Origin of the sequence: Psychrobacillus soli (assembly GCF_006861775.1) — a bacterium.
GTDB lineage: Bacteria > Bacillota > Bacilli > Bacillales_A > Planococcaceae > Psychrobacillus > Psychrobacillus soli.
Window position 1 is genome coordinate 1 of the sequence record NZ_VDGG01000025.1, and the last position, 21,226, is coordinate 21,226.

At 38.7% G+C, this 21,226-nt stretch carries 18 protein-coding genes and 2 pseudogenes; 13 read left to right on the plus strand and 7 right to left on the minus strand.

Annotation, left to right across the window (positions count from 1 at the left end; genetic code table 11):
• Nucleotides 1–515 precede the first annotated feature (515 nt).
• The 4 genes from FG383_RS12610 to FG383_RS12625 all read right to left on the minus strand — a co-directional run bounded on the left by FG383_RS12610 (nt 516) and on the right by FG383_RS12625 (nt 4,242).
• Nucleotides 516–1,100: a DNA-3-methyladenine glycosylase gene (locus tag FG383_RS12610; RefSeq protein ID WP_142607749.1), complete on the minus strand. Its 585-nt coding sequence runs from the start codon at nt 1,098–1,100 to the stop codon at nt 516–518.
• A gap of 1 nt (nt 1,101) precedes the next feature.
• Nucleotides 1,102–2,373 (minus strand): acetyl-CoA hydrolase/transferase family protein, encoded by a 1,272-nt coding sequence (locus FG383_RS12615; protein ID WP_142607750.1) that lies wholly within the window; start codon nt 2,371–2,373, stop codon nt 1,102–1,104.
• A 40-nt stretch (nt 2,374–2,413) separates the two neighbouring features.
• The gene (locus tag FG383_RS12620; RefSeq protein ID WP_142607751.1) at nt 2,414–2,932 is read right to left on the minus strand and encodes a DNA topology modulation protein; all 519 of its coding nucleotides are present in this window, start codon (nt 2,930–2,932) and stop codon (nt 2,414–2,416) included.
• 98 nt (nt 2,933–3,030) lie between these two features.
• Entirely contained in the window at nt 3,031–4,242 is a 1,212-nt protein-coding gene (locus FG383_RS12625) for an MFS transporter (RefSeq protein WP_142607752.1), read from the minus strand.
• A 376-nt stretch (nt 4,243–4,618) separates the two neighbouring features.
• Between FG383_RS12625 and thrC the strand changes: the two genes are divergently transcribed.
• Together thrC and thrB are read left to right on the plus strand one after the other, a co-directional pair.
• Nucleotides 4,619–5,674, plus strand: coding sequence for a threonine synthase (gene thrC, locus FG383_RS12630; RefSeq protein ID WP_142607753.1), 1,056 nt, complete (start codon nt 4,619–4,621; stop codon nt 5,672–5,674).
• Nucleotides 5,671–6,594: a homoserine kinase gene (gene thrB / locus FG383_RS12635; RefSeq protein WP_142607754.1), complete on the plus strand. Its 924-nt coding sequence runs from the start codon at nt 5,671–5,673 to the stop codon at nt 6,592–6,594. Before thrC ends, thrB begins: the two co-directional genes overlap by 4 nt.
• Nucleotides 6,595–6,612: 18 nt before the next feature.
• Here the strand turns inward: thrB and zupT are convergent, their stop codons facing one another.
• The 3 genes from zupT to FG383_RS12650 all read right to left on the minus strand — a co-directional run bounded on the left by zupT (nt 6,613) and on the right by FG383_RS12650 (nt 8,811).
• The gene (gene zupT, locus FG383_RS12640; protein WP_142607755.1) at nt 6,613–7,422 is read right to left on the minus strand and encodes a zinc transporter ZupT; all 810 of its coding nucleotides are present in this window, start codon (nt 7,420–7,422) and stop codon (nt 6,613–6,615) included.
• A gap of 74 nt (nt 7,423–7,496) precedes the next feature.
• A complete protein-coding gene (locus FG383_RS12645) occupies nt 7,497–8,150 on the minus strand; it encodes a uracil-DNA glycosylase (RefSeq protein ID WP_142607756.1) in 654 nt (217 codons plus the stop codon).
• 49 nt (nt 8,151–8,199) lie between these two features.
• Nucleotides 8,200–8,811: a phosphatase PAP2 family protein gene (locus FG383_RS12650; RefSeq protein ID WP_142607757.1), complete on the minus strand. Its 612-nt coding sequence runs from the start codon at nt 8,809–8,811 to the stop codon at nt 8,200–8,202.
• Nucleotides 8,812–9,737: 926 nt separating this feature from the next.
• On the opposite strand from FG383_RS12650, the gene FG383_RS12655 reads away from it, so the two are divergent.
• From FG383_RS12655 to FG383_RS12700, 11 genes and pseudogenes are all read left to right on the plus strand, one after another.
• Nucleotides 9,738–10,010 (plus strand): YlmC/YmxH family sporulation protein, encoded by a 273-nt coding sequence (locus FG383_RS12655; protein ID WP_142607758.1) that lies wholly within the window; start codon nt 9,738–9,740, stop codon nt 10,008–10,010.
• A complete protein-coding gene (locus FG383_RS12660; RefSeq protein ID WP_142607759.1) occupies nt 10,007–10,825 on the plus strand; it encodes an NAD(P)-dependent oxidoreductase in 819 nt (272 codons plus the stop codon). The genes FG383_RS12655 and FG383_RS12660 overlap by 4 nt, the downstream gene beginning before the upstream one ends.
• Nucleotides 10,809–11,396, plus strand: a complete 588-nt coding sequence (locus FG383_RS12665; RefSeq protein ID WP_142607760.1) for a dipicolinate synthase subunit B — start codon at nt 10,809–10,811, stop codon at nt 11,394–11,396. The genes FG383_RS12660 and FG383_RS12665 overlap by 17 nt, the downstream gene beginning before the upstream one ends.
• Before the next feature lie 78 nt (nt 11,397–11,474).
• Nucleotides 11,475–12,521 (plus strand): aspartate-semialdehyde dehydrogenase, encoded by a 1,047-nt coding sequence (locus FG383_RS12670; protein WP_142607761.1) that lies wholly within the window; start codon nt 11,475–11,477, stop codon nt 12,519–12,521.
• Between the two features lie 4 nt (nt 12,522–12,525).
• Nucleotides 12,526–13,407, plus strand: coding sequence for a 4-hydroxy-tetrahydrodipicolinate synthase (gene dapA, locus FG383_RS12675; RefSeq protein WP_142607762.1), 882 nt, complete (start codon nt 12,526–12,528; stop codon nt 13,405–13,407).
• A 431-nt stretch (nt 13,408–13,838) separates the two neighbouring features.
• Entirely contained in the window at nt 13,839–15,506 is a 1,668-nt protein-coding gene (locus FG383_RS12680; protein WP_142607763.1) for a ribonuclease J, read from the plus strand.
• Between the two features lie 127 nt (nt 15,507–15,633).
• Nucleotides 15,634–17,877: a DNA translocase FtsK gene (locus FG383_RS12685; RefSeq protein WP_142607807.1), complete on the plus strand. Its 2,244-nt coding sequence runs from the start codon at nt 15,634–15,636 to the stop codon at nt 17,875–17,877.
• 154 nt (nt 17,878–18,031) lie between these two features.
• Nucleotides 18,032–18,669 (plus strand): annotated as a pseudogene (locus tag FG383_RS12690) (GntR family transcriptional regulator).
• Between the two features lie 47 nt (nt 18,670–18,716).
• On the plus strand, nt 18,717–19,799 hold the full coding sequence (locus FG383_RS12695) for a BMP family lipoprotein (protein WP_142607764.1): 1,083 nt from the start codon (nt 18,717–18,719) through the stop codon (nt 19,797–19,799).
• A gap of 186 nt (nt 19,800–19,985) precedes the next feature.
• Nucleotides 19,986–20,144 (plus strand): hypothetical protein, encoded by a 159-nt coding sequence (locus FG383_RS21535; protein ID WP_185907934.1) that lies wholly within the window; start codon nt 19,986–19,988, stop codon nt 20,142–20,144.
• A 309-nt stretch (nt 20,145–20,453) separates the two neighbouring features.
• Nucleotides 20,454–21,181 (plus strand): annotated as a pseudogene (locus FG383_RS12700) (GntR family transcriptional regulator).
• Nucleotides 21,182–21,226: the final 45 nt, after the last annotated feature.

Sequence of the window (21,226 nt, forward strand, 5' to 3'; positions counted from 1 at the left end):
TCATTGAAAGCAATCAAATCAAGCACGAGAGCAACCAAATTGCCAGTGAAAGCAACCAATCCTCCAAATAGCAAGTTTACTTGTAGTGAGACGATGATGTTTTTTACATATTATAGGAATAATATATCTTAAAGCTTGCCGAACTCGTAAGTCTAGTATTTGTTAGACCGGTTTGTCGCGTTCAACCAATTATTTTTAATGTTAGATTCTGATAAGTTAGTCTTTACCATAGATTTTCGCTACAGGCGGCGACTCCTGCCGGATGAGTGGGCTAATGAGACATCCCAACGTCCGCCTAAGCGGCGGGGATGGCTCATCGCTCACCCGGCGGAAAGCGTCCGCCTGCAGCGAAAATCTCAGCGAACACTTTATTCAACTCATTACGTCGCAGTATCTCTATATCACGTACAATTAAAAAATGCCATACCTTATGTTATTTAGAAAAATTTATTAATTCATCCAAGTCCATATATTTATCTAAGCAAAAAAGCACAGGGAAATAAATCTTCCCCATGCTATCGCATTTTGGATACAAATGGATTATCTGTTTCCCAAAACCTATATGGATAATGCACGGCATCCCCGCTGTTTTCAATACCGATTCTTGGACCTATAGAAACGGAAGTTACTTTCTCCCCTTCCGCCAAGTATAGCGGTTTTTCGGTCCAATGCTTACCATAGTATTCCATTGTAATACCTAATGCTTTCGTCAACTTACCAGGTCCATTCGTCCATTGTTTCATTGGTTGGTTTTTTCGAAATTCCTGCATTTGCTCTAAACCTTCGATTGGTTCTACGGCACGTATTAATATCGCATTCGGGGTATCAACGGGAGCTGCGACTACATTGATCAGTGTATGCGTGTGCATTTGATACGTATAAATTAGTCCGGGTTCTCCGAACATTACCTCGGTTCGCTTTGTTCTTCTGTTACCAAAGCTATGCGCGGCTTTATCGTCTGCTCCCATATACGCTTCTGTTTCCACGATTTTGCCTATGAGTAATCCACTGCTATGCTCATGTACAATGTATTTACCTAATAAGTCTTTTGCTAATTCTAATGTCGGTTGATAAAAGAATTCCCGTTCCACTATCTTCAATTTAAATAAACCCCATTTTCTTCGCTTCAAAAGTTAATTCTTCTCTGAATTTCGGGTGTGCTATCGAAATAAGCTGTTTTGCTCGCTCCGAAATAGGTTTTCCATACATTCTTGCAATGCCATATTCTGTTACGATGGCATCTACGTCATTTTTAGAAGTTGTTACAACAGATCCTGGTGCAAGGCTAAGCTTAATACGGGAAATTTCATCATTTTTTGCAGTAGATGTCATACATACAAATCCTTTTCCTTCTTTAGCAAAGCGAACTCCTCGAGCAAAGTCAGCTTGCCCTCCAGTAGAGGAATAATACTTACCAGCAACCGTTTCAGATGCGCATTGTCCGTATAAATCCACTTCCGTCGTCGCATTAATCGAAACGATGCGTTCTTCTTTGGCAATTTCTCGTGGATCGTTAACAATACTCACAGGTAAGAATTGCACGGCAGGATTGTTGTGTAAAAAGTGGTAGAGTTTATTGGACCCATGAGCGAATGTTGCAATGATTTTTCCTTTATTCGTAAATTTTTGTGTACCATCAATTGCACCAGCTTCTACTAAATCGACAATTCCATCCACGAACATTTCCGTGTGGATGCCTAAATGTCGATGCCCCTTTAATAAACTTACAACGGCGTTTGGAATAGAACCTATCCCGATTTGCAAAGTGTCTCCATTATTGATGTTTTCTGCAACAAAAGAGGCAATCTGCATATCTTTTTCCCCAATGGGAGGTGCAACATCTTCAAATAGAGGGCGATCATTTTCTATAAAGCCTGCAATTTGACTAATGTGAATTTGGTTTTCACCGAAAGTACGAGGCATATGCTTATTCACCTCTAATATAAACGGAACCGTCCCGATAAATTCACTAACAATATCTGCTTGCGTGCCTAAAGAAAAATAGCCGAATTCGTCCATTGGCGAAGCAACTGCCATAATCATCGACATATTTGTAGATTGTCTTAATATTCTTGGCATCTCATGAAAATGGTTCGGAACGAGATCCACCATTCCTTGGTGGAACATTTTTCTAGTCGCTCCACTTAAGAAATAAGATACATGCTTGAGCTTTCCTGGAAACGCCCCTTCCATATAAGGTCGTGACTTCAGTGAAAGTAGTTGGTGTATTTTTACGTTCGTTAGTTCATTTGCATTTGCTTCTAAAATATCGAGTAATTTATGTGGTTCTCCATTTGTTAACGGAAAAATAATATCTGCATCTTTTTCAATTAAATCGATTACTTGCCTATCTGTTAATTGTTTAGTTTTCATTTCATTTTCTCCTACTATCATCAGATTCAATTTGGCGTGTTTATGGTGCGCTTTCTAAAAAACCTGTTACTTCCTTTGGACTTCGTAATATGCATATATCTACATTCTTTACTTCTCTCAATACATTTATTATCCCAGGTCTTGCGTCTCTCGGAAAACGCCAAACCCATTTCGCAAATTTTATATCTATTTTTTCGGGACAACCTGGTCCCATGTCAGGTCGAGTTTTTCCTCGGTATATCCATGCTCTTTTTAAAACTCTATACGTACAAAGTGTTTTTGGAAAGTCTAAGAAGATTATTAAGTCCGCATATTTTGCTCTAAATGCTAAAGTAGAGTCAAAATTGCCATCCATAATCCATTCCTTTTCTTCTAATTTCTCTTGAACTTTTTCCCTAAATTCTAACTTTGGAGTAGGAACCCATCCTTCGTTCCAAAATAAGCTGTCTAAATGGATAAGAGGTAAATTCCACTTTTTCGCTAGTTCTCTCGATAACGTCGATTTCCCAGCACCACTTGAGCCGATAATGAGTATCCGCTTATACCGAAATTTCTCCAAAGTACTACACCCCCTAGCATTGCTCTTTTTCATTTTACTATGTTTCATCAAGCAAACAAAATAAAACCTGCTTCCTCTAAAGGAAACAGGTTTTCAGACTATTCGAGTTCCGTTTGTTTAGTTTCTGTGCCAAGAAATAGAACTGATAAAACCCCAACTACAATTGCGATACAGAAGATACCGAAAATATAACCGATCTCATATCCTGCAGTTACAAGCGTACCAACTAAAAGCGGTCCAAGAATCCCTCCGATACGTCCTGCAGAAGCGGCCATTCCCGACCCAGTTGCACGTATAACGGTTGGGTATTGCTCTGGTGAATATGCATATAAAGCTCCCCAAGCACCTAAGTTAAAGAAGGAAAGTAGCATACCAGAAACGATTAATAACGTCGTCGTTTCTGCAGAACCAAATACAAATGCACTAGCTGCAGTCCCAAGTAAGTACGTAACTAACACAAACTTACGACCAGCTTTCTCGATTAACCACGCTGCTGAGAAATATCCTGGTAATTGCGCAAGAGTCATGATTAGCACATATTCAAAACTCTTAATAAGTGTAAATCCTTTCATCACCATTACGCTTGGTAACCATAGGAACATTCCATAGTAAGAAAATACGACCATAAACCAGACAATCCAAAGCATAAGCGTCCGCTTTGCATATTTTTTTGACCAAACTTCCTTCATATTTTGCATAATCGATCTAGATTCTGTTTTATGCGCTGTATATTGTGGTGAATCTGGTAATTTAATTCTTAGATAAATAGCGTAAAATGCTGGTAGCGCAGTTATTAATAACGCAATTCTCCAACCATAATTAGGAATGATAAAATATGCAATGAGCGCTGAGACAATCCAACCTGCAGCCCAAAAGCTTTCGAGTAATACAACAACTCGTCCTCTTTCTTTTGCTTCCACACTTTCTGAAACTAGCGTAGAGGCAACCGGTAGTTCCCCACCAAGACCCATTCCTACTAGAAATCGGAAAAACATAAATATAGCTAGCCCTGTAGCTAGCGCAGATAATCCACTTGCAACAGAAAACAGTAATAGCGTTAGCATGAATATTTTTTTTCGTCCTACTTTATCTGCAAATACCCCAAATACGAGCGCTCCTACTGCCATCCCTATCGAGTTAATACTACCGATCCATCCCATTTCTCCTGGGGTAAGATTCCATTCAACCGCAAGTGCTGCAATAATAAAAGATAGAATACCTACATCCATTGCATCAAACATCCAAGCAAGTCCTGCTATGCCTAGTAATTTATTTTTAGATAGTGGTTTTTGTTGTTTTTTTGACTTCATATTTTACTCCTGTCTTTACACATGTAATGTTTTTAGTTTACATGATTAGTATACTTATTGGATCCGAAACTTGCAATAGAAAATTTGGCGATTTACAAAGGTTGATTTCATTTATCTATTCCACATATCCTCCATCATGTTGCGAGAAGTTCGTTCTATATTGCGAGTATGCTCTATAACGTTGTAAGAAATGCGCGAAATGTTGCAAACAAAGTATTTTATATTACACATAATTTCCAAAAGGAAATAGTTCGATGGATTAATACATGTTATATATAGATAAAATTAATCTTGTTTTTTATGCTTTATTAAGGTAAAATGTCCATTATAGAAATACATATGTTTATTCAAGAAGAACAGAGAGGCGGATTACATCATGGCTTGGCAAGGACTAATCGAACAATACAAAGAATTTTTACCAGTAACGGAGAAAACACCTAAACTATCATTACTGGAGGGAAATACACCTCTTATTCCACTAAATAATTTATCTAAAGAATTAGGCATTGAACTATTTGCAAAAGTAGAAGGAGCAAATCCAACCGGATCATTTAAAGATAGAGGGATGGTATTTGCTGTAGCGAAAGCAATTGAAGAAGGAAGCGAGTGTGTTATTTGTGCTTCTACTGGAAATACATCCGCTGCTGCTGCTGCTTACGCTGCTCGCGCAGGGATAAAATCGATTGTTGTAATTCCAAAAGGGAAAGTAGCCCTTGGGAAATTAGCACAAGCATGTATGTATGGTGCAAAAATTATTGAAATTGACGGAAATTTTGATGATGCATTACATATTGTTCGCCAAATTAGTGAAACTTCACCCGTTGCACTCGTTAACTCTGTTAATCCATATCGTTTAGAAGGGCAAAAAACAGCTGCCTTTGAAATTGTGGACGTTCTAGGCTCTGCTCCAGATTATTTATGCATCCCAGTTGGAAATGCCGGGAATATTAGTGCGTATTGGAAAGGATTCAAGGAGTATAACGAAGTAAAGCAATCCGGTTTACCGAAAATTTTTGGTTTTGAAGCAGAAGGCTCTGCTGCCATTGTACAAGGTGCTCCGATCCCTAACCCAGAAACGGTTGCAACGGCTATTCGTATCGGCAATCCAGCAAGCTGGGCTTTAGCAGAAGCTGCTCGTGACGAATCCGGTGGAATTATTGACTCTGTTACAGATGAAGAAATTTTACAAGCCTATCAATTGATTGCTAGTCGCGAAGGTATATTTGTCGAGCCTGGTTCTGCTGCTTCTTTAGCAGGAGTTATTAAATCAGTAAAAAGTGGAAAAGTTCCAGCAGGAAGCAAAGTTGTCACTGTCTTTACTGGTAATGGATTGAAAGATCCGGATACTGCAATGGACGTGTCAACGGTTGACTTAGTGTCTTTAAAAAATGATGAAGAAGAAATTCGCGGGTATATTGAGGGAGTGCTATGAGTAAAAAATGGGCTATTTCCATTCCAGCAAGTACAGCGAACTTAGGACCTGGTTTTGATTCGATTGGCATTGCTCTAGATAAATACTTAGAGTTAGAAGTAGAATTAGCTTCTGTTTGGAAAATTGATAACTTATCGGAGAATTTACCGGACGTTCCAAATCCGCAAGATCATTTAATCGTCCAAGCTGCCGAGAAAACAGCGAGATTACACGGATTAACCCTGCCTCCCTGCCATTTATCTGTGAGAAGTGAAATCCCACTCGCTCGCGGTATGGGAAGCAGTGCATCTGCCATTGTTGCGGGAGTAGAACTTGCCAACCAAGTGCTAGAACTTGGGCTAACTGCGCAGGACAAGTTAAAAGTGGCAACCTTGATGGAGGGCCACCCTGATAATGCGGCGGCTTCTATATTTGGCGGATTCACTATTTCATCGAGTGCAGATAACGGGGAAATTCATGTTTTTCATGCGTACCATATTGATGCTTCTTTTGTTTTATTCATTCCTAATTTTGAACTTAAAACGGAAGCGGCAAGAAATGTGTTACCTGATAGTTATACACGCCAAGTTTCCGCACAAGCAAGCGCAACTGCTAGTTTACTTACTGCTGCCTTTCTTTCTCAATCATTTGAACAAGCAGGTGTTTACATGGAGCAGGATCTGTTTCACGAGCCGTATCGACTTGATCTGATCCCTGAAAGTAGAGAGATTAAAATAGCGGCAAAAAAAGCAGGAGCATTTGGTACTTGTATAAGTGGTGCTGGTCCTACCCTTCTTTCGCTTGTACAAAAAGGCACGGAGCGGGAGTTCATTTCTAAGCTTGCTGGGATTTTCCCTAACTTCCAACTTGTACCTGTGGAGATGAACCGAACAGGGATTGTCGTAAAAACTAAAAATGGCAGTGCGGTTTTCTCTAATTGAGAACTGCACTGCCCTTTTCTATGCCATTAATACTAAACTTAGTGCCATCACTAACATCCCAGCTACTACACCGTACATAGAAGAATGTGTTTCATCGTACTTTTTAGCTGCAGGCAGTAGTTCATCTAAGGAAATGAAGACCATAATACCTGCAACCGCTGCAAACACAACTCCGAATACAACTCCATTCAAGAATGGCATTAATATTAAATAAGCAACAAGCGCTCCAAGCGGTTCTGCAAGACCTGAAAGAAAGGATAATTTAAATGCCTTTTTCCGATTACCCGTTGCATAATAAATCGGGACTGCAACAGCGATACCTTCTGGAATATTGTGAATAGCAACCGCAATCGCAATCGCAATTCCTAAATTAGGATCTTGTAATGCGGATGCAAATGTAGCAATACCTTCTGGAAAATTGTGAATCCCTATAGCGAGCGCAGTAAAAACACCCATTTTCATCAACTTCGTATATTCTGCATTGGTTGGTTCAGCGTCCATATCCTCTACGCTTTTTACCTCATGTGGATTTCCCAACTTTGGTAATATCCGATCGACCAGCGCGATAAAGATCATCCCACCAAAAAATCCAACAATCGTCATCCAATATCCATTTGTAGTACCAAGCTCCGCAGTTAATGAATCTTTTGCTTTCACAAATATTTCAACTAACGATATATAAATCATTACCCCTGCAGAAAATCCCAATGCGACAGATAAAAACTTCGTATTTGTGCGTTTAGTTAACAACGATAGTAAACTCCCTATCCCTGTTGCTAGACCTGCAAATAACGTAAGTAAAAGTGCAAAAGCAACATTTCCATCCATTGAATCAACTTCTTTCTAATTATCGATTTTCATTTATTATACGCAATGAGTTTCCTTCGCACAACATTATTCGTTTAACGAAAGTTAGAAGTAGCAATATAATCCCCAATTTTCAACCAATCCTCTTCCAGAATGGTGCGGTTAGAAGGACGATAAAAAACAGCCGCTGGGTGATACGTCGGAATAATTATATATTTTTCATCCGACCATACAAATTTATCTGCTTCAAGTGAAGCTAAATGTCTTACTTCATGTTCAATTAGTTGCCCATGTAAAGCTGACACTTTTGCATCCTTACCTAGCAAACGTTGCAAGCCTACATTTCCTAACGTTACAATGACGACTGGTGCTAGATGCTTTAGTTCATAGTCGAGCACTGGTGCATGTGCAATAATTTCTTGCCCTGTAGGGGGGCGATTATACTTTCTTTTACCCATTTCACCGTTTCTTTCTTTTTTGTCTCTCCATACATATGGTCTGCTTCTCACCGCGCTCGTCATGTAAACGTCATCCCTTGTTAAGCCAATAGTTGCTAGAGATTTAACTAGTTCATCACCTGCCCTACCAACGAACGGTATACCTTGGATTGCCTCATTCTCCCCAGGGGCTTCTCCTATTAACATAATGATAGGTTTTTTCGGCCCCTTCCCTTTCACGAAGCCTTCCACAGGAAATCCTTCTATTCTTTTCATACCAAGTGTAACTAATTCATCTGGCAATTCAAACATATCGCTTACACTCCTTTATAAAAAATCCTTTCCAAGGGAGGAAAGGATTTTAGCGTATATTCTTTTTAAAGACGTTCTTCCGAAACTCATACCATACAGCAACGAGGATAAACCATGTATACCCCGCCATCCATCCTGCAAACACATCCGTGGCATAGTGGCGACTTTCTGCAATTCTCGATAGTCCAGTCAGTATCGTAAGAAGAAGTGCACCTATCCATATTAGTACCCGAATCTTTTTGTTGGATTGATGCTCTGCTAGAAAATAAGCAATCGTGAACATATACAGTAACCCAACCATCGCATGCCCAGATGGAAAACTGAAGCTTTCTAACTGATTCGGAATGTCTGGCCGCTCTCTTTCTACCCACTTTTTCATTAATTGGTTGAGCACGTTTCCTACACCTACAGTAAACAAACCAAACAACATGCCGCGATAATTTTTTGAACGAATCCATAAGTATGCGAACAAGATTAACATCATAATGACGATAAACTTTTGTTCTCCTATATAATGAAATAGCGTAATAAATTGATTGCCATGTAAAAGTTCACTCATTTTACGATCCAGCTGAACCATTTCTTCTGATGTAAAAGTTATATATAATGCAGCAAATCCAAGTAAAGTTACAAGTCCAAGTGGATAAAACCATTTTTTCATTTTGCCCGACTCCTTTCAAACTTATGCATGACAAAAGTATAGACTACATTATTACTATGTACAATTGAAAGAAGTATTCATGATGAGCCCGCCATATAGGGATACCGCGTGTTACAGTATCCGCTGTGATTTTCGCTGCAGAGCGAACGCTTTCCGCCGGGTGAGCGATGAGCCATCCGGCAGGATTCGTCGACTGTAGCGAAAATCCACATAAATGGCTTACTTATCCGCGTCGACTCGTAAAAAACAAAATTTTTACAGTTTTTTCGAACGTGTAAATCCAATAAATGGTTTAGAGCAACTAATTGGTCATTGAAAGCAACCGGTTCTAGTCGGAAAGCAATCAAATCAAATCCGAGAGCAACCAAATTGCTAGTGAAAGNGCCAGTTTTTCTATTGCGTGATCCATTAATTGGTTTCCCTAAGCCATTTACTGGATCACGCAATAGAAAAACTGGCCAATATTTTGTTTGTTAGCGGATCCGCCCTGATAAGTATGCATCTCCGAATTTGTCGTCTCAATCCAAGTAAACTTGTTATTTTAAGATTTGGTTGCTTTCAATGATAAATTGGTTTCCCTAAGCCATTTACTGGATTCAACCAGTCGAAAAAAGGAGGAAATTTTGTTTTTTAGTGAGTTGATACTGAATAAGTAAGCAATTTCCATTGATTTTCACTGCAGGGCGGCGACTCCAGTGGGATCAAGTGAGCAAAATGAGACTTCTCAGGCGTATGCGCAAGCGGCGGTGAAGGCTCATCGCTCGCCCCACGGAAAGCGTCCGCCCTGCAGCGAAAATCCCAGCGGACACCTCATTCAACTCTCTACCACGCAGTATCCCCATAAAGCACGATTGCTTTATTTTTTAATTCACTTTGCTTAATAAAATGGCATATACATAAATAGAAAGAAATAAGGAGGGAAATGATTGTTACTTTCGGAACTGGCAGAAAAAGAATTAATACAGGTAAAAGACGGTGCGAGATACGGGAAGCTAGCAGATACAGAACTACTCTTCAACCCAAAAACAGGTAAAATAGAAGGCTTTGAAGTATTTCAAAAGGCGACATCTTTTTTTCAAGCAAACAAAGCGAATAAGAAAAAAGAGTTTATTGCTTGGGAAGAAATCATCCTTATTGGAAAAGATCGTATTTTGTTCAATGAAACAGATTCTTCCAGTGAAGCAAGTGAATATTCATGAAAAAAAAATGTGTCATTATCGGAACTGACCTACGCTTGTCGTACTTCCACACAGCAATTAGTAGTGACTTAGAAACGAAATTAATTGCAACAATGACGTGGGATGATGAATTACAAGCCTCGATTGATCAATTGGAGCCGCATATTCTATTTTTGCCGATTCACCCTCTTAAAATGGAATGTCCTTTTATCCTACCGAAATCATGCGAAGTGCTATTTGTAGGTAAACAAAATGAAGAGATAAAGCAAGAAATAGCAGTGAAGGACATTCAAGTTTTTTCTTATTTAGAAGATGAGCAATACATTTGGGATAATGCGAATCTTACTGCGGAAGGTTTTATCAATTATTTTTATACACATGAAAAGCAAGCCATTTATAATAAACAATTTATCATTACAGGTTATGGGAGAGTAGGGAAAAGACTTGCTCATGCTTTGCATCACTTAGGGGCCAAAGTAGTCATTTCTGTACGATCAGAACATCAGTTGTTTGAAGCAAAAAGTTACGGCTATGATATAGAAACGTTGGATAATGTATTAGTTAAACAAAAAAGTAAATCTGCCTATTTGATCAATACAATACCATCAAGATGGTTAGAAAATACACATGCGGCTTGTTTTAAATATGTTTTCGATCTTGCTTCCAATCCAGGATGTTTACTTGATTCAGATGAAAATATTCCTACAAATTATGCACTCGCGACTAGTTTACCTGGCATGTATTTTCCGCGAGATGCAGGTTTACTTATCGCCCAATCGGTTCAAAATCATTTGTCTTTATTGAAGGGGGAAAAATCTAGTGTTGAAAGATCTTAGAATAGGTCTTGGCATTACGGCATCTCATTGTACGTATGAGGAAGTAATACCGATGATTAAACAATTTACGGATTTAGGTGCGATCGTGGTACCAATTATTACGTATTCCGTGTTAACAGCAGCAACCCGGTTTGGAACGGGAGAGGAATGGATTGAAAAAATCGAAGCAGCAAGTGGCAGTAAAGTAATTTCCAAAATTGTAGAAGCAGAGCCTTTTGGACCGACTAATCCACTCGACTGTATGGTCATTGCACCGATGACTGGAAATTCGATTAGTAAACTGGCGAATGCGCAAACAGATTCTCCGGTTTTAATGGCGGCAAAAGCGACATTAAGAAATGGAAAACCAGTAGTACTAGGTATTTCTACAAATGATGCATTAGGATTAAATGGCATGAATATCATGAAACTTTTATCGACAAAAAATATTTATTTTATTCCCTTTGGTCAAGACAATCCTCACACCAAACCAAACTCGCTAATCGCTGATTTCACAAGGATTGTACCTACTGTGGAGCATGCTATTCAGAAAAAACAATTACAACCTCTGCTCATAATACATTCATTATAAATATAAATAGAGATGTATTTTCATGTATAATATGATACAATATCGCCAATATGTTTTGATTTTAGGAGGAGAGCTTGTATGTCACAAGGTTACACAGTAGCAGTAGTAGGAGCGACAGGTGCTGTCGGTCAAAAAATTATCGAAAAGTTAGTAGAAAGAAACTTTCCATATTCAAAGTTAAAGCTTTTAGCTTCCAAACGATCAGCAGGTAAAGAAGTGGAAGTCAATGGCTTAACATATAAGCTAGAGGAAGCAACACCAGAATCATTCGAAGGAGTAGACATCGCATTTTTCTCAGCAGGTGGCGCTATTTCAAAGCTACTCGCAAAAGAAGCGGTAAGTCGAGGAGCAATCGTCGTCGACAACACAAGTGCTTTTCGAATGGATAAAGACACGCCACTTGTCGTTCCAGAAGTAAATAAACAAGCGTTACATGCGCATCAAGGGATTATTGCTAACCCGAATTGTTCCACTATTCAGATGGTTGCGGCGTTAGAACCTATTCGCAAAGCATATGGTTTAAGTAAAGTCATTGTCTCCACTTACCAAGCAGTTTCAGGTGCTGGTGCAGCGGCTATAGAAGAGTTAACAACACAAAGTGAAGCGATTAATGAAAAAAATCCAAATCCGTCAATTTTACCAGTAAAAAGCGCTGAAAAACATTATCCAATCGCTGGTAACGTAATTCCACAAATTGATGTATTCGATGAAGATGGCTTTACATTGGAAGAGCATAAAATGATGAATGAAACGAAGAAAATTATGACACTCCCACAACTTTCTATTGCGGCAACATGTGTTCGCGTACCTGTTGTAACGGGACATTCGGAATCTGTTTATATCGAGATAGATAAAGAGGATGTAACAGTAGATGAATTGAAACAATTGCTTTCGAATACAAAAGGGATCACTTTGCAAGACGCTCCGGAACAACAACTTTATCCAATGCCGTATTTTGTAGAAGATGAAGATGATGTTTTTGTTGGTCGTATTAGAAAGGATCCTTCAAATAATAATGGCTTCCACATGTGGATTGTATCTGATAATCTATTAAAAGGTGCAGCACTGAACTCCATACAAATTGCGGAAGCACTAATAGAGGAACGTATTTTAAAAGAGGTGTAATCAAATGAATATAGGTCATATTTCGACAGCGATGGTTACTCCGTTTGGGGAAGACGGATCCATTGATTTTATTGCAACAGAAAAGTTAATTGAACATTTAATAGCTACTGGAACGGAATCACTCGTTGTTTGTGGAACAACTGGAGAGTCTCCAACATTATCTACGGATGAGAAGTTAGAGCTCTTACGGTTTACTGTAGAAAAAGTGAATAACAGAGTTCCAGTCATTGCAGGAACTGGGAGCAATAATACAGCGGCATCGATCGACTTGTCACAAAAAGCAGAAGCGCTTGGTGTAGATGCATTGATGATTGTTGTACCGTATTACAATAAACCAAATCAGCGTGGAATGGTTGCACATTTTGAAGCAATTGCAAATGCGACAACATTACCGATTGTAGTCTATAATATTCCAGGGCGTTCGGTCGTCAATTTAGAAGCGGATACGATGATTGCTTTAAGTAAAATTCCATCCATTCAAATCGCAAAAGAAGCGAGTGGCAATTTGGAGCAAATGACGAAAATTTTAGCTGGTGCAGATGACGACTTCCGAGTATATAGCGGAGATGATGCATTAACATTACCGCTACTTGCACTAGGGGGTTCTGGGGTCATTTCTGTTGCTTCTCATGTAATTGGGAACGATATGCAAGAAATGATACAAGCATTTCATGCAGGAGACCACCAAAAGAGCGCGAAAATCCATCAAGCTATTTTACCAGTGATAAACGGATTGTTTGCACATCCTAATCCAGTAGTCGTGAAATATGCACTTTCTAAAGTGGGAGTTGAAGTAGGCTCACTACGATTACCACTCGTAGAAATGACGGAGGATGAGAAAAAAGCATTCGATCTAATTTGGGATGAATACTTGAAAAATAAATAATTTTTACCAAAAAGACTGAGGAAAATTAAAATGTACCCTCCGCTCGGGGCATTTTATTTTTCTTTCTGTCTTTTTTTATTTGTGCGAATCGTCGTCCTTCGATATAATAAAATCTAGTGGATGTTGGTCGGGTTAACTTCTTCAGCAAAATTCAACAAGCTAATGTAAGCTTATATATCTCCCACTTTTGAAGAAAGAGGCGAGATGGATAGCAGTGAGTAATAACAATTCAGTGAGGACAAGCACTTGCTGAAAAGTTAAGCCTCTGGCGGAGGTCACAGATTTTGAAAGAAACCTTAGAATGATGGTAGCCTAAAATCGTTGCGTCTATGCGACGACGGCTAATTGACCTGCATTACGCAGGTCTAAGCACAATTCAAAGTCTGGACGCAATTACGCCGAGGCGTAATTGATTAATAGGAGGAAAAGATTTGGTAAAAGTAAAAAATGAACTTATTCGCATTATCCCACTCGGTGGAGTTGGGGAAATCGGAAAAGCAATGTATGTAGTAGAAATAGATGAAGAAATATTTGTTGTAGACAGTGGGCTTATGTTCCCTGAAAATGAAATGCTTGGAATTGATATCGTTATTCCTGATATTACGTATTTAGAAGAAAACAAGGATCGGGTAAAAGGGATCTTTTTAACGCACGGACATGAAGATGCAATTGGATCCATTTCGTATTTATTACAAAAAGTACAAGCACCAGTCTATGGGTCTAAATTGACGATTGCTTTAGCAAAAACGCATTTAAAAGCATTACCTACAAAACATGCGGTGAAATACTTTGAAGTAACAAACAAAAGTCGCATGAATTTCCAAAGTACGCATGTAACATTCTTCCACACAACACATAGTATTCCAGATTCACTGGGAATTATTTTCCATACATCGGAAGGTGCAATCGTACACACGGGTGAATTTAAATTTGACCAATCAGCAAAAGGAAAGTATCGTCCGGATATTGCTAAAATCGCTGGTTTAGGAGAAGAAGGAGTATTCATTCTTTTATCCGATTCGACAGAAGCAGAAAGACCAGGTTATACAACTTCGGAAGCTGTCATTGAAAACCAACTATCCGAAACATTCCACGCTGCACGTGGTCGTATTTTAGTAGCTTTATATGCATCTAATTTCATCCGTATTCAACAAGTGTTAGATAAAGCAGCGGAAACCGGAAAAAAGGTAGCGATTGCTGGGAAAACATTAGAAAATACATTCCAAATTGGATTGGATCTTGGTTATTTCACGGTGCAAGAAGATACACTTATTTCTATAAAAGAAATTGCGAAGCATGAAGATGAAAATGTTGTTGTCATTGTTTCGGGTAATCAAGGAGAACCGTTAGAAGCACTTGAAAAAATGATTCGAAAACACCACAAAGATATTAAAATTAAAGATACAGATACTGTGCTAATCACTTTTACTCCATCGCCTGGAATGGAAGTTGGCATGTACCAAACGATGAATCAAATCGCAAAAGTTGGCGCAAAAGTATTAACGTCTAGCAAAAATGTCCACGTATCCGGGCATGGTAGCCAAGAAGACTTGAAAATGATGCTAAACTTAACGAAGCCAAAATATTTCATCCCTATTCAAGGGGAGTATCGTATGTTAATGGCTCACTCAAAAGTAGCGCAAGATGTTGGTATGGCAAAATCGGAAATATTTATCGCCGATAAAGGTGATATTGTCGAATACAAAAACGGTAAAATGCGCATGAGCGGAAGAGTACAAGCTGGTAACGTACTAATTGATGGAATTGGTGTAGGAGATGTTGGAAATATTGTTTTACGTGACCGTAAGCTTCTTTCCCAAGATGGTATTTTTATCGTAGTCGTTACATTGAATCGCGCTCAAAAGAAAATAGCGTCTGGTCCTGAGATTCTTTCGAGAGGTTTCGTCTATGTACGAGAGTCAGAGGAACTTATGGAGGAATCGGCGCAATTAGTTCGAACTATTGTTGAAAAATATGTGAATAAAGAAACGTTTGAATGGACAAACATAAAACAAGAAATCCGTGATACGCTAAATTCATATTTATTCCAACAAACTAAACGCCGTCCAATGATCATCCCGATTATTATGGAATATTAATTTGAATAATAGAGGGATTTCCTTTCCGACCACGGAGGGAAATCCCTTTTTATAAGGAAAGCAGGTGATATTGTTGGCACAACTGAAGAGAAAACCAGCTAAAAAAGCAGCACCCAAAAAACAAACGATGCATCCGCTAATGTTTGAAATTATCGGATTGCTCATTATCGGATTAGCCATCATTTCCTTTTTTGAATACGGCCTAGTCGGTCGGGGACTCGCTTATATGGGTTATTTCCTATTTGGAAACTGGCATATCGCCATTCCTTTTATGTTTATCGTATATGCACTCATCATTATGATTAAGCAAACTTATCCTGCATGGAATCATCGTCTCTTATTAGGATGTGGGTTTGTATTAAGTAGTTTATTGCTATTTAGTCATTTAGCTCTTTTTGAACAGCTATTTGCAGGAAAAGGATTAATGACCAATTCGGTCTTAAGGGAAAGTTATCGTGTGTTAGTGGAAAGTGGCGGTATTACAAACAGAACAAGTTCCCTTGGCGGAGGCATAATAGGGGCTATCTTATTTGCTTCGTTTCACGTATTGTTTGATTCTGCTGGAGCGAAGATTGCGGGATGGCTTTTATTATTAATCGGAATTGTGTTATTGACTGGAAAAGCGATTGTACCATTAATAATTGAAGTAGCACCAAAACTAAGAGAAAAATTAGTAAATCGAAAGAAAAAGAAAAAACCAGAGCCAACTAAAAAGACAGCGAGACGTTCTAAGAAAGAAACGCTACAGGAAGAAGCAGTAACTGTCCACGATGAGGTTTTAACGATTAGAGAACAAGAGGTAGAGCAAGTTTCAGCACCAATTATTTCCGCCTTTACGGAACGAATCGTGAAAAAAGAAGAAAAGGTAGAAGTAGAACCAGAAGAAATAACCGAACCAATCGAGATCAATATGGATGCAGCAGAAGAAATGGAAAATGAAGATTATCAATTACCTCCAATTACACTATTAGATGCACCCGCACATAGTGACCAGAGTGGTGAGTTAAATGCACTTCAAGCAAATGCACAAAAATTAGAGAAAACTTTTTTAAGCTTTGGCGTCAAAGCAAAAGTAACGCAAGTACATTTAGGTCCGGCTGTAACAAAATACGAAGTGCTTCCCGACGTTGGGGTAAAAGTAAGCCGCATTGTCAGTTTACATGATGATTTAGCGCTGGCGCTTGCTGCAAGAGATATTCGTATTGAAGCACCTATTCCTGGTAAATCGGCTATTGGGATAGAAGTGCCAAACACAGAAGTGGCAATCGTTAGCTTGCGAGAAGTATTAGAATCGGAAGAAAATGATAAACCAAATTTAAAACTACTCATTGGATTTGGTCGAGATGTAACAGGACAAGCAGTGCTCGCGCAATTAAACAAAATGCCGCATTTGCTAGTAGCAGGATCGACTGGTAGCGGAAAAAGTGTTTGTATCAACGGAATCATCACGAGTATCATGATGCGAGCGAAACCACATGAAGTGAAAATGATGATGATCGATCCGAAAATGGTGGAGTTAAATGTTTATAATGGCATACCGCATTTACTAGCACCAGTAGTTACGGATCCTCGAAAAGCATCACAAGCATTGAAAAAAATCGTTTCGGAAATGGAGCGACGATATGAATTGTTCTCCCATACCGGCACACGAAATATGGAAGGCTATAATGAGTACATTGACAAATGGAACGACGAAAATGATGAAAAACATCCGAAGCTTCCATACATTGTTGTCATAGTTGACGAGTTAGCCGATTTAATGATGGTTGCATCCAGTGATGTAGAAGATTCCATCACACGTTTAGCACAGATGGCACGTGCTGCTGGTATTCATTTGATTATCGCAACACAAAGACCGAGCGTAGACGTTATTACTGGAATTATTAAAGCGAATATTCCTTCTCGTATTGCGTTTGCTGTATCTTCTGCGATCGATTCGCGGACCATACTGGATATGGGTGGAGCAGAAAAGCTTTTAGGTCGAGGAGATATGTTATTTTTACCTGCTGGAAGCTCGAAACCGGTTCGTGTACAAGGCGCTTTCTTGTCGGATGCAGAGGTGGAACGTATGGTAGACTTTGTCATTGAACAGCAAAAAGCAAATTATCAGGACGAGATGATTCCAGATGAAGTGGAAGAATCGCAAGAACAAGTAGATAGGGACGAACTTTATGATGATGCTGCTCAATTAGTAACAGATATGCAAACTGCGTCTGTTTCACTTATCCAACGACGTTTTCGAGTAGGCTATTCTAGAGCTGCCCGAATCATCGATCAACTCGAATTGGGTGGAATAGTAGGGCCTTATGAAGGAAGTAAACCACGTCAAGTACTCGTTTCAAAAAATGCTTCAGACTCTGATTCTATATGACAAAACGATTACAATTAGATGAATTTTGTGTAAATTTAATAGTTAATAAATTAATAAAAGTATTTATTTCGAACATTAAAAGTGTTATAGTATGACTGATTAGTAGGAATGTTTTACATCAGAGGTCCGATCTTTTAAATGGTGGTGTTTTTATATGACAATAAAAGTAGATCATCGTCCTTTATATCTTCAAGTGATTGATCGTATCAAAGAAGACATTGAAAATGGCATATTCAAGGAAAAGGAAAAACTTCCTTCTGAGTTTGAATTAGCAAAATCACTAGGTGTCAGTCGTGCAACTTTAAGAGAAGCCTTACGTCTTTTGGAAGAAGAAAATGTAATTGTCAGACGACATGGAGTCGGGACTTTTGTTAATTCAAAACCCGTCTTCACGTCGGGTATTGAACAGCTTTCGAGCATTTCTTCTATGATTCGAAGTGCGGGTATGGAACCAGGTACAATTTATTTGAGTTCGATGCAAGCGCTTCCAGCTGAAGAAGACATTAAGCGCTTCCAATGTAAAGAAGAGCAATTGATTATTTCAATGGAACGAGTCCGTACTGCAAATGGAGAACCAGTTGTGTATTGTGTCGATAAAGTTCCAAAGAATTACTTGCCTAATGATTTTCTCATTAGAGAAGAAGGTTCCATTTTTACTGCATTGGAGGAATCTGGGGACATACGTGTATCTCATGCGGTCGCGTTTATAGACCCTGTTGGATACCATGAAGTTGCTTCACCGACTTNCGAGCGGATAAATTTAGCTTTCATGTTGTTCGGAAAAGGGTGTAAAATGCTTTAAATTCCTGCTAATAAGAAAATTAACGGAGGTTTTCATTTTGACAAAACGTAAATTTGGTTTAGGTCTATCATTTGTATTAGCTGCCGGTACTATCCTTGGAGCTTGTGGTACAAAAGACGAAGAAACAAACACTTCAACAGGTTCAGAAGGCACAGATACTGAAACTACAGAAACAAAAGATTTCTCTATTGCTATGGTAACGGACGTTGGTGGAGTAGATGATAAATCATTCAACCAATTAGCATGGGAAGGTGTTGAAGCATTCGGTAAAGAAAATGGCCTTGAAAAAGGTGATGGTGGCTATGATTACCTTCAATCTAAAGGCGATGCTGATTATATGACAAACTTAAACAGCTTAGTACGTCGTGATTTCGATGTAGTTTATGGAATCGGTTTCTTAATGGAAGAACCAATTGGTACTATTGCAGACCAACAACCGGAAGCACAACTTGCTATCATCGACGGTATTGTTGATAAACCAAATGTTGCTTCTGTAATGTTTAAAGAGCAAGAAGGTTCTTTCTTAGCGGGTGTTGCAGCTGCATTGATGTCTGAATCGAAACATGTTGGTTTCGTTGGTGGAATGGAAATTCCAGTTATCGAACGTTTCCATGCAGGTTTCGTTGAAGGTGTAAAAGCTGTAGATCCAAGCATCAAGGTAGATGTTCAATATACAGGTAAATTTGATGATGCAGCTCTTGGTAAAACAACTGCTAACCGTATGTATTCTTCAGGCGTTGATATTATTTTCCACGCAGCTGGTGGTACTGGTAACGGTGTATTCGCGGAAGCTAAAGAACGTAAAACAAAAGATGCTAATGCAAACGTATGGGTAATCGGAGTTGACTCTGACCAATACGAAGAAGGTGCTGTTGGTGATACTAACATTACACTTACTTCTATGCAAAAACGTGTAGACGTTGCAGTACAAACAATTGCAAAAGAAGCAATGGCTGGAAACTTCCCTGGTGGGAAAACAGTAACTTATGGTTTAGCAGAAAAAGGGGTACAGCTTGCTGACTCTCGCGGAGCTATCCCACAAGATATTCTAGACCAAATCGAAGAATACTCTAAAAAAATCACTGATGGCGAAATCACTGTACCTGAAACAGTAGAATAATTTGTTTTTCTAATATCATAAAGGCCGATGCTTATCGGTCTTTATGATATTTTAATTAATAGAAGAAAGATTTTAAAATTTTAAAGTATTCATTCAAATTTATAGAACTTTAACTTACAAAATTTAAGGTCTTTCCTGTATTAATTTTGTACTATAGTAGGGAGAATTCATTTACAAGGAGCTTATTTGTCGGACGCAGAAGTAGAATTTGTCATCGAACGGCAAAAGGCCAACTATCAGGAAGAAATGATTCCAGATGAAGTGGAAGAATCACAAGAACAAGGAAATAGGGATGAACTATATGATGAGGCTGCACAATTAGTAACAGATATGCAAACTACATAAGTGTCACTAATCCAAAGACGCTTTAGAGTGGCTATCGGCGAACTGCCAGAATTATTGATCAACTCGAATTGGGCGAAATAGTATGACCTTATGAAGAATTAAGCCACGTCAAGTACTAGTCTCTAAAAACGCTGTAGATCCTGATTCTATATGACAAAACGATTACAATTAGATGAAGTTTACGTAAATTCATTATTTAAAATAATAATAAAAGTATTTATTTCAACGATTAAAGATGTTATAGTATGACTGATTAGTAGGAAGGTTTTACATCAGAGGTCTGATCTCTAAAAATGGTGGTGTTTTTATATGACAATAAAAGTAGATCATCGTCATTTATATCTTCAAGTGATTGATCGTATCAAAGAAGACATTGAAAATGGTATATTCAAGGAAAAGGAAAAACTTCCTTCTGAGTTTGAATTAGCAAAATCACTAGGTGTTAGTCGTGCAACCTTAAGAGAAGCTTTACGCCTTTTGGAAGAAGAGAATGTAATCGTCAGACGACATGGAGTTGGGACATTTGTTAATGCAAAGCCCGTCTTTACGTCGGGTATTGAACACCTTTCGAGTATTTCTTCTATGATTCGAAGTGCGGGTATGGAACCAGGTACAATTTATTTAAGTTCGATGCAATCGCTTCCAACCGAAGAAGATATGAATCGCTTTGAATGTAAGGACGAGCAATCGATTATTTCGATGGAACGGGTCCGTACTGCAAATGGCGAACCGGTAGTGTATTGTGTGGATAAAGTTCCAAAAAACTATTTGCCAGGTGATTTTCTCATTAGAGAAGAAGGTTCTATTTTTTCAGCGCTAGAGGAATCTGGAGAAATTCATGTATCCCATGCGGTTGCATACATCGATCCTGTTGGATATCATGAAGTTGCTTCTCCTACACTAAATTGTGCACCGGAGACGTCTTTGCTTGTATTAAAACAACTGCATTATGACGAGAATGATCGTGTGGTGTTGTATTCAAAAAATTATTNCGAGCGGATAAATTTAGCTTTCATGTCGTTCGGAAAAGGGTGTAAAATGTTTCAAATTCCTGCTAATAAGAAAATAAATGGAGGTTTTCA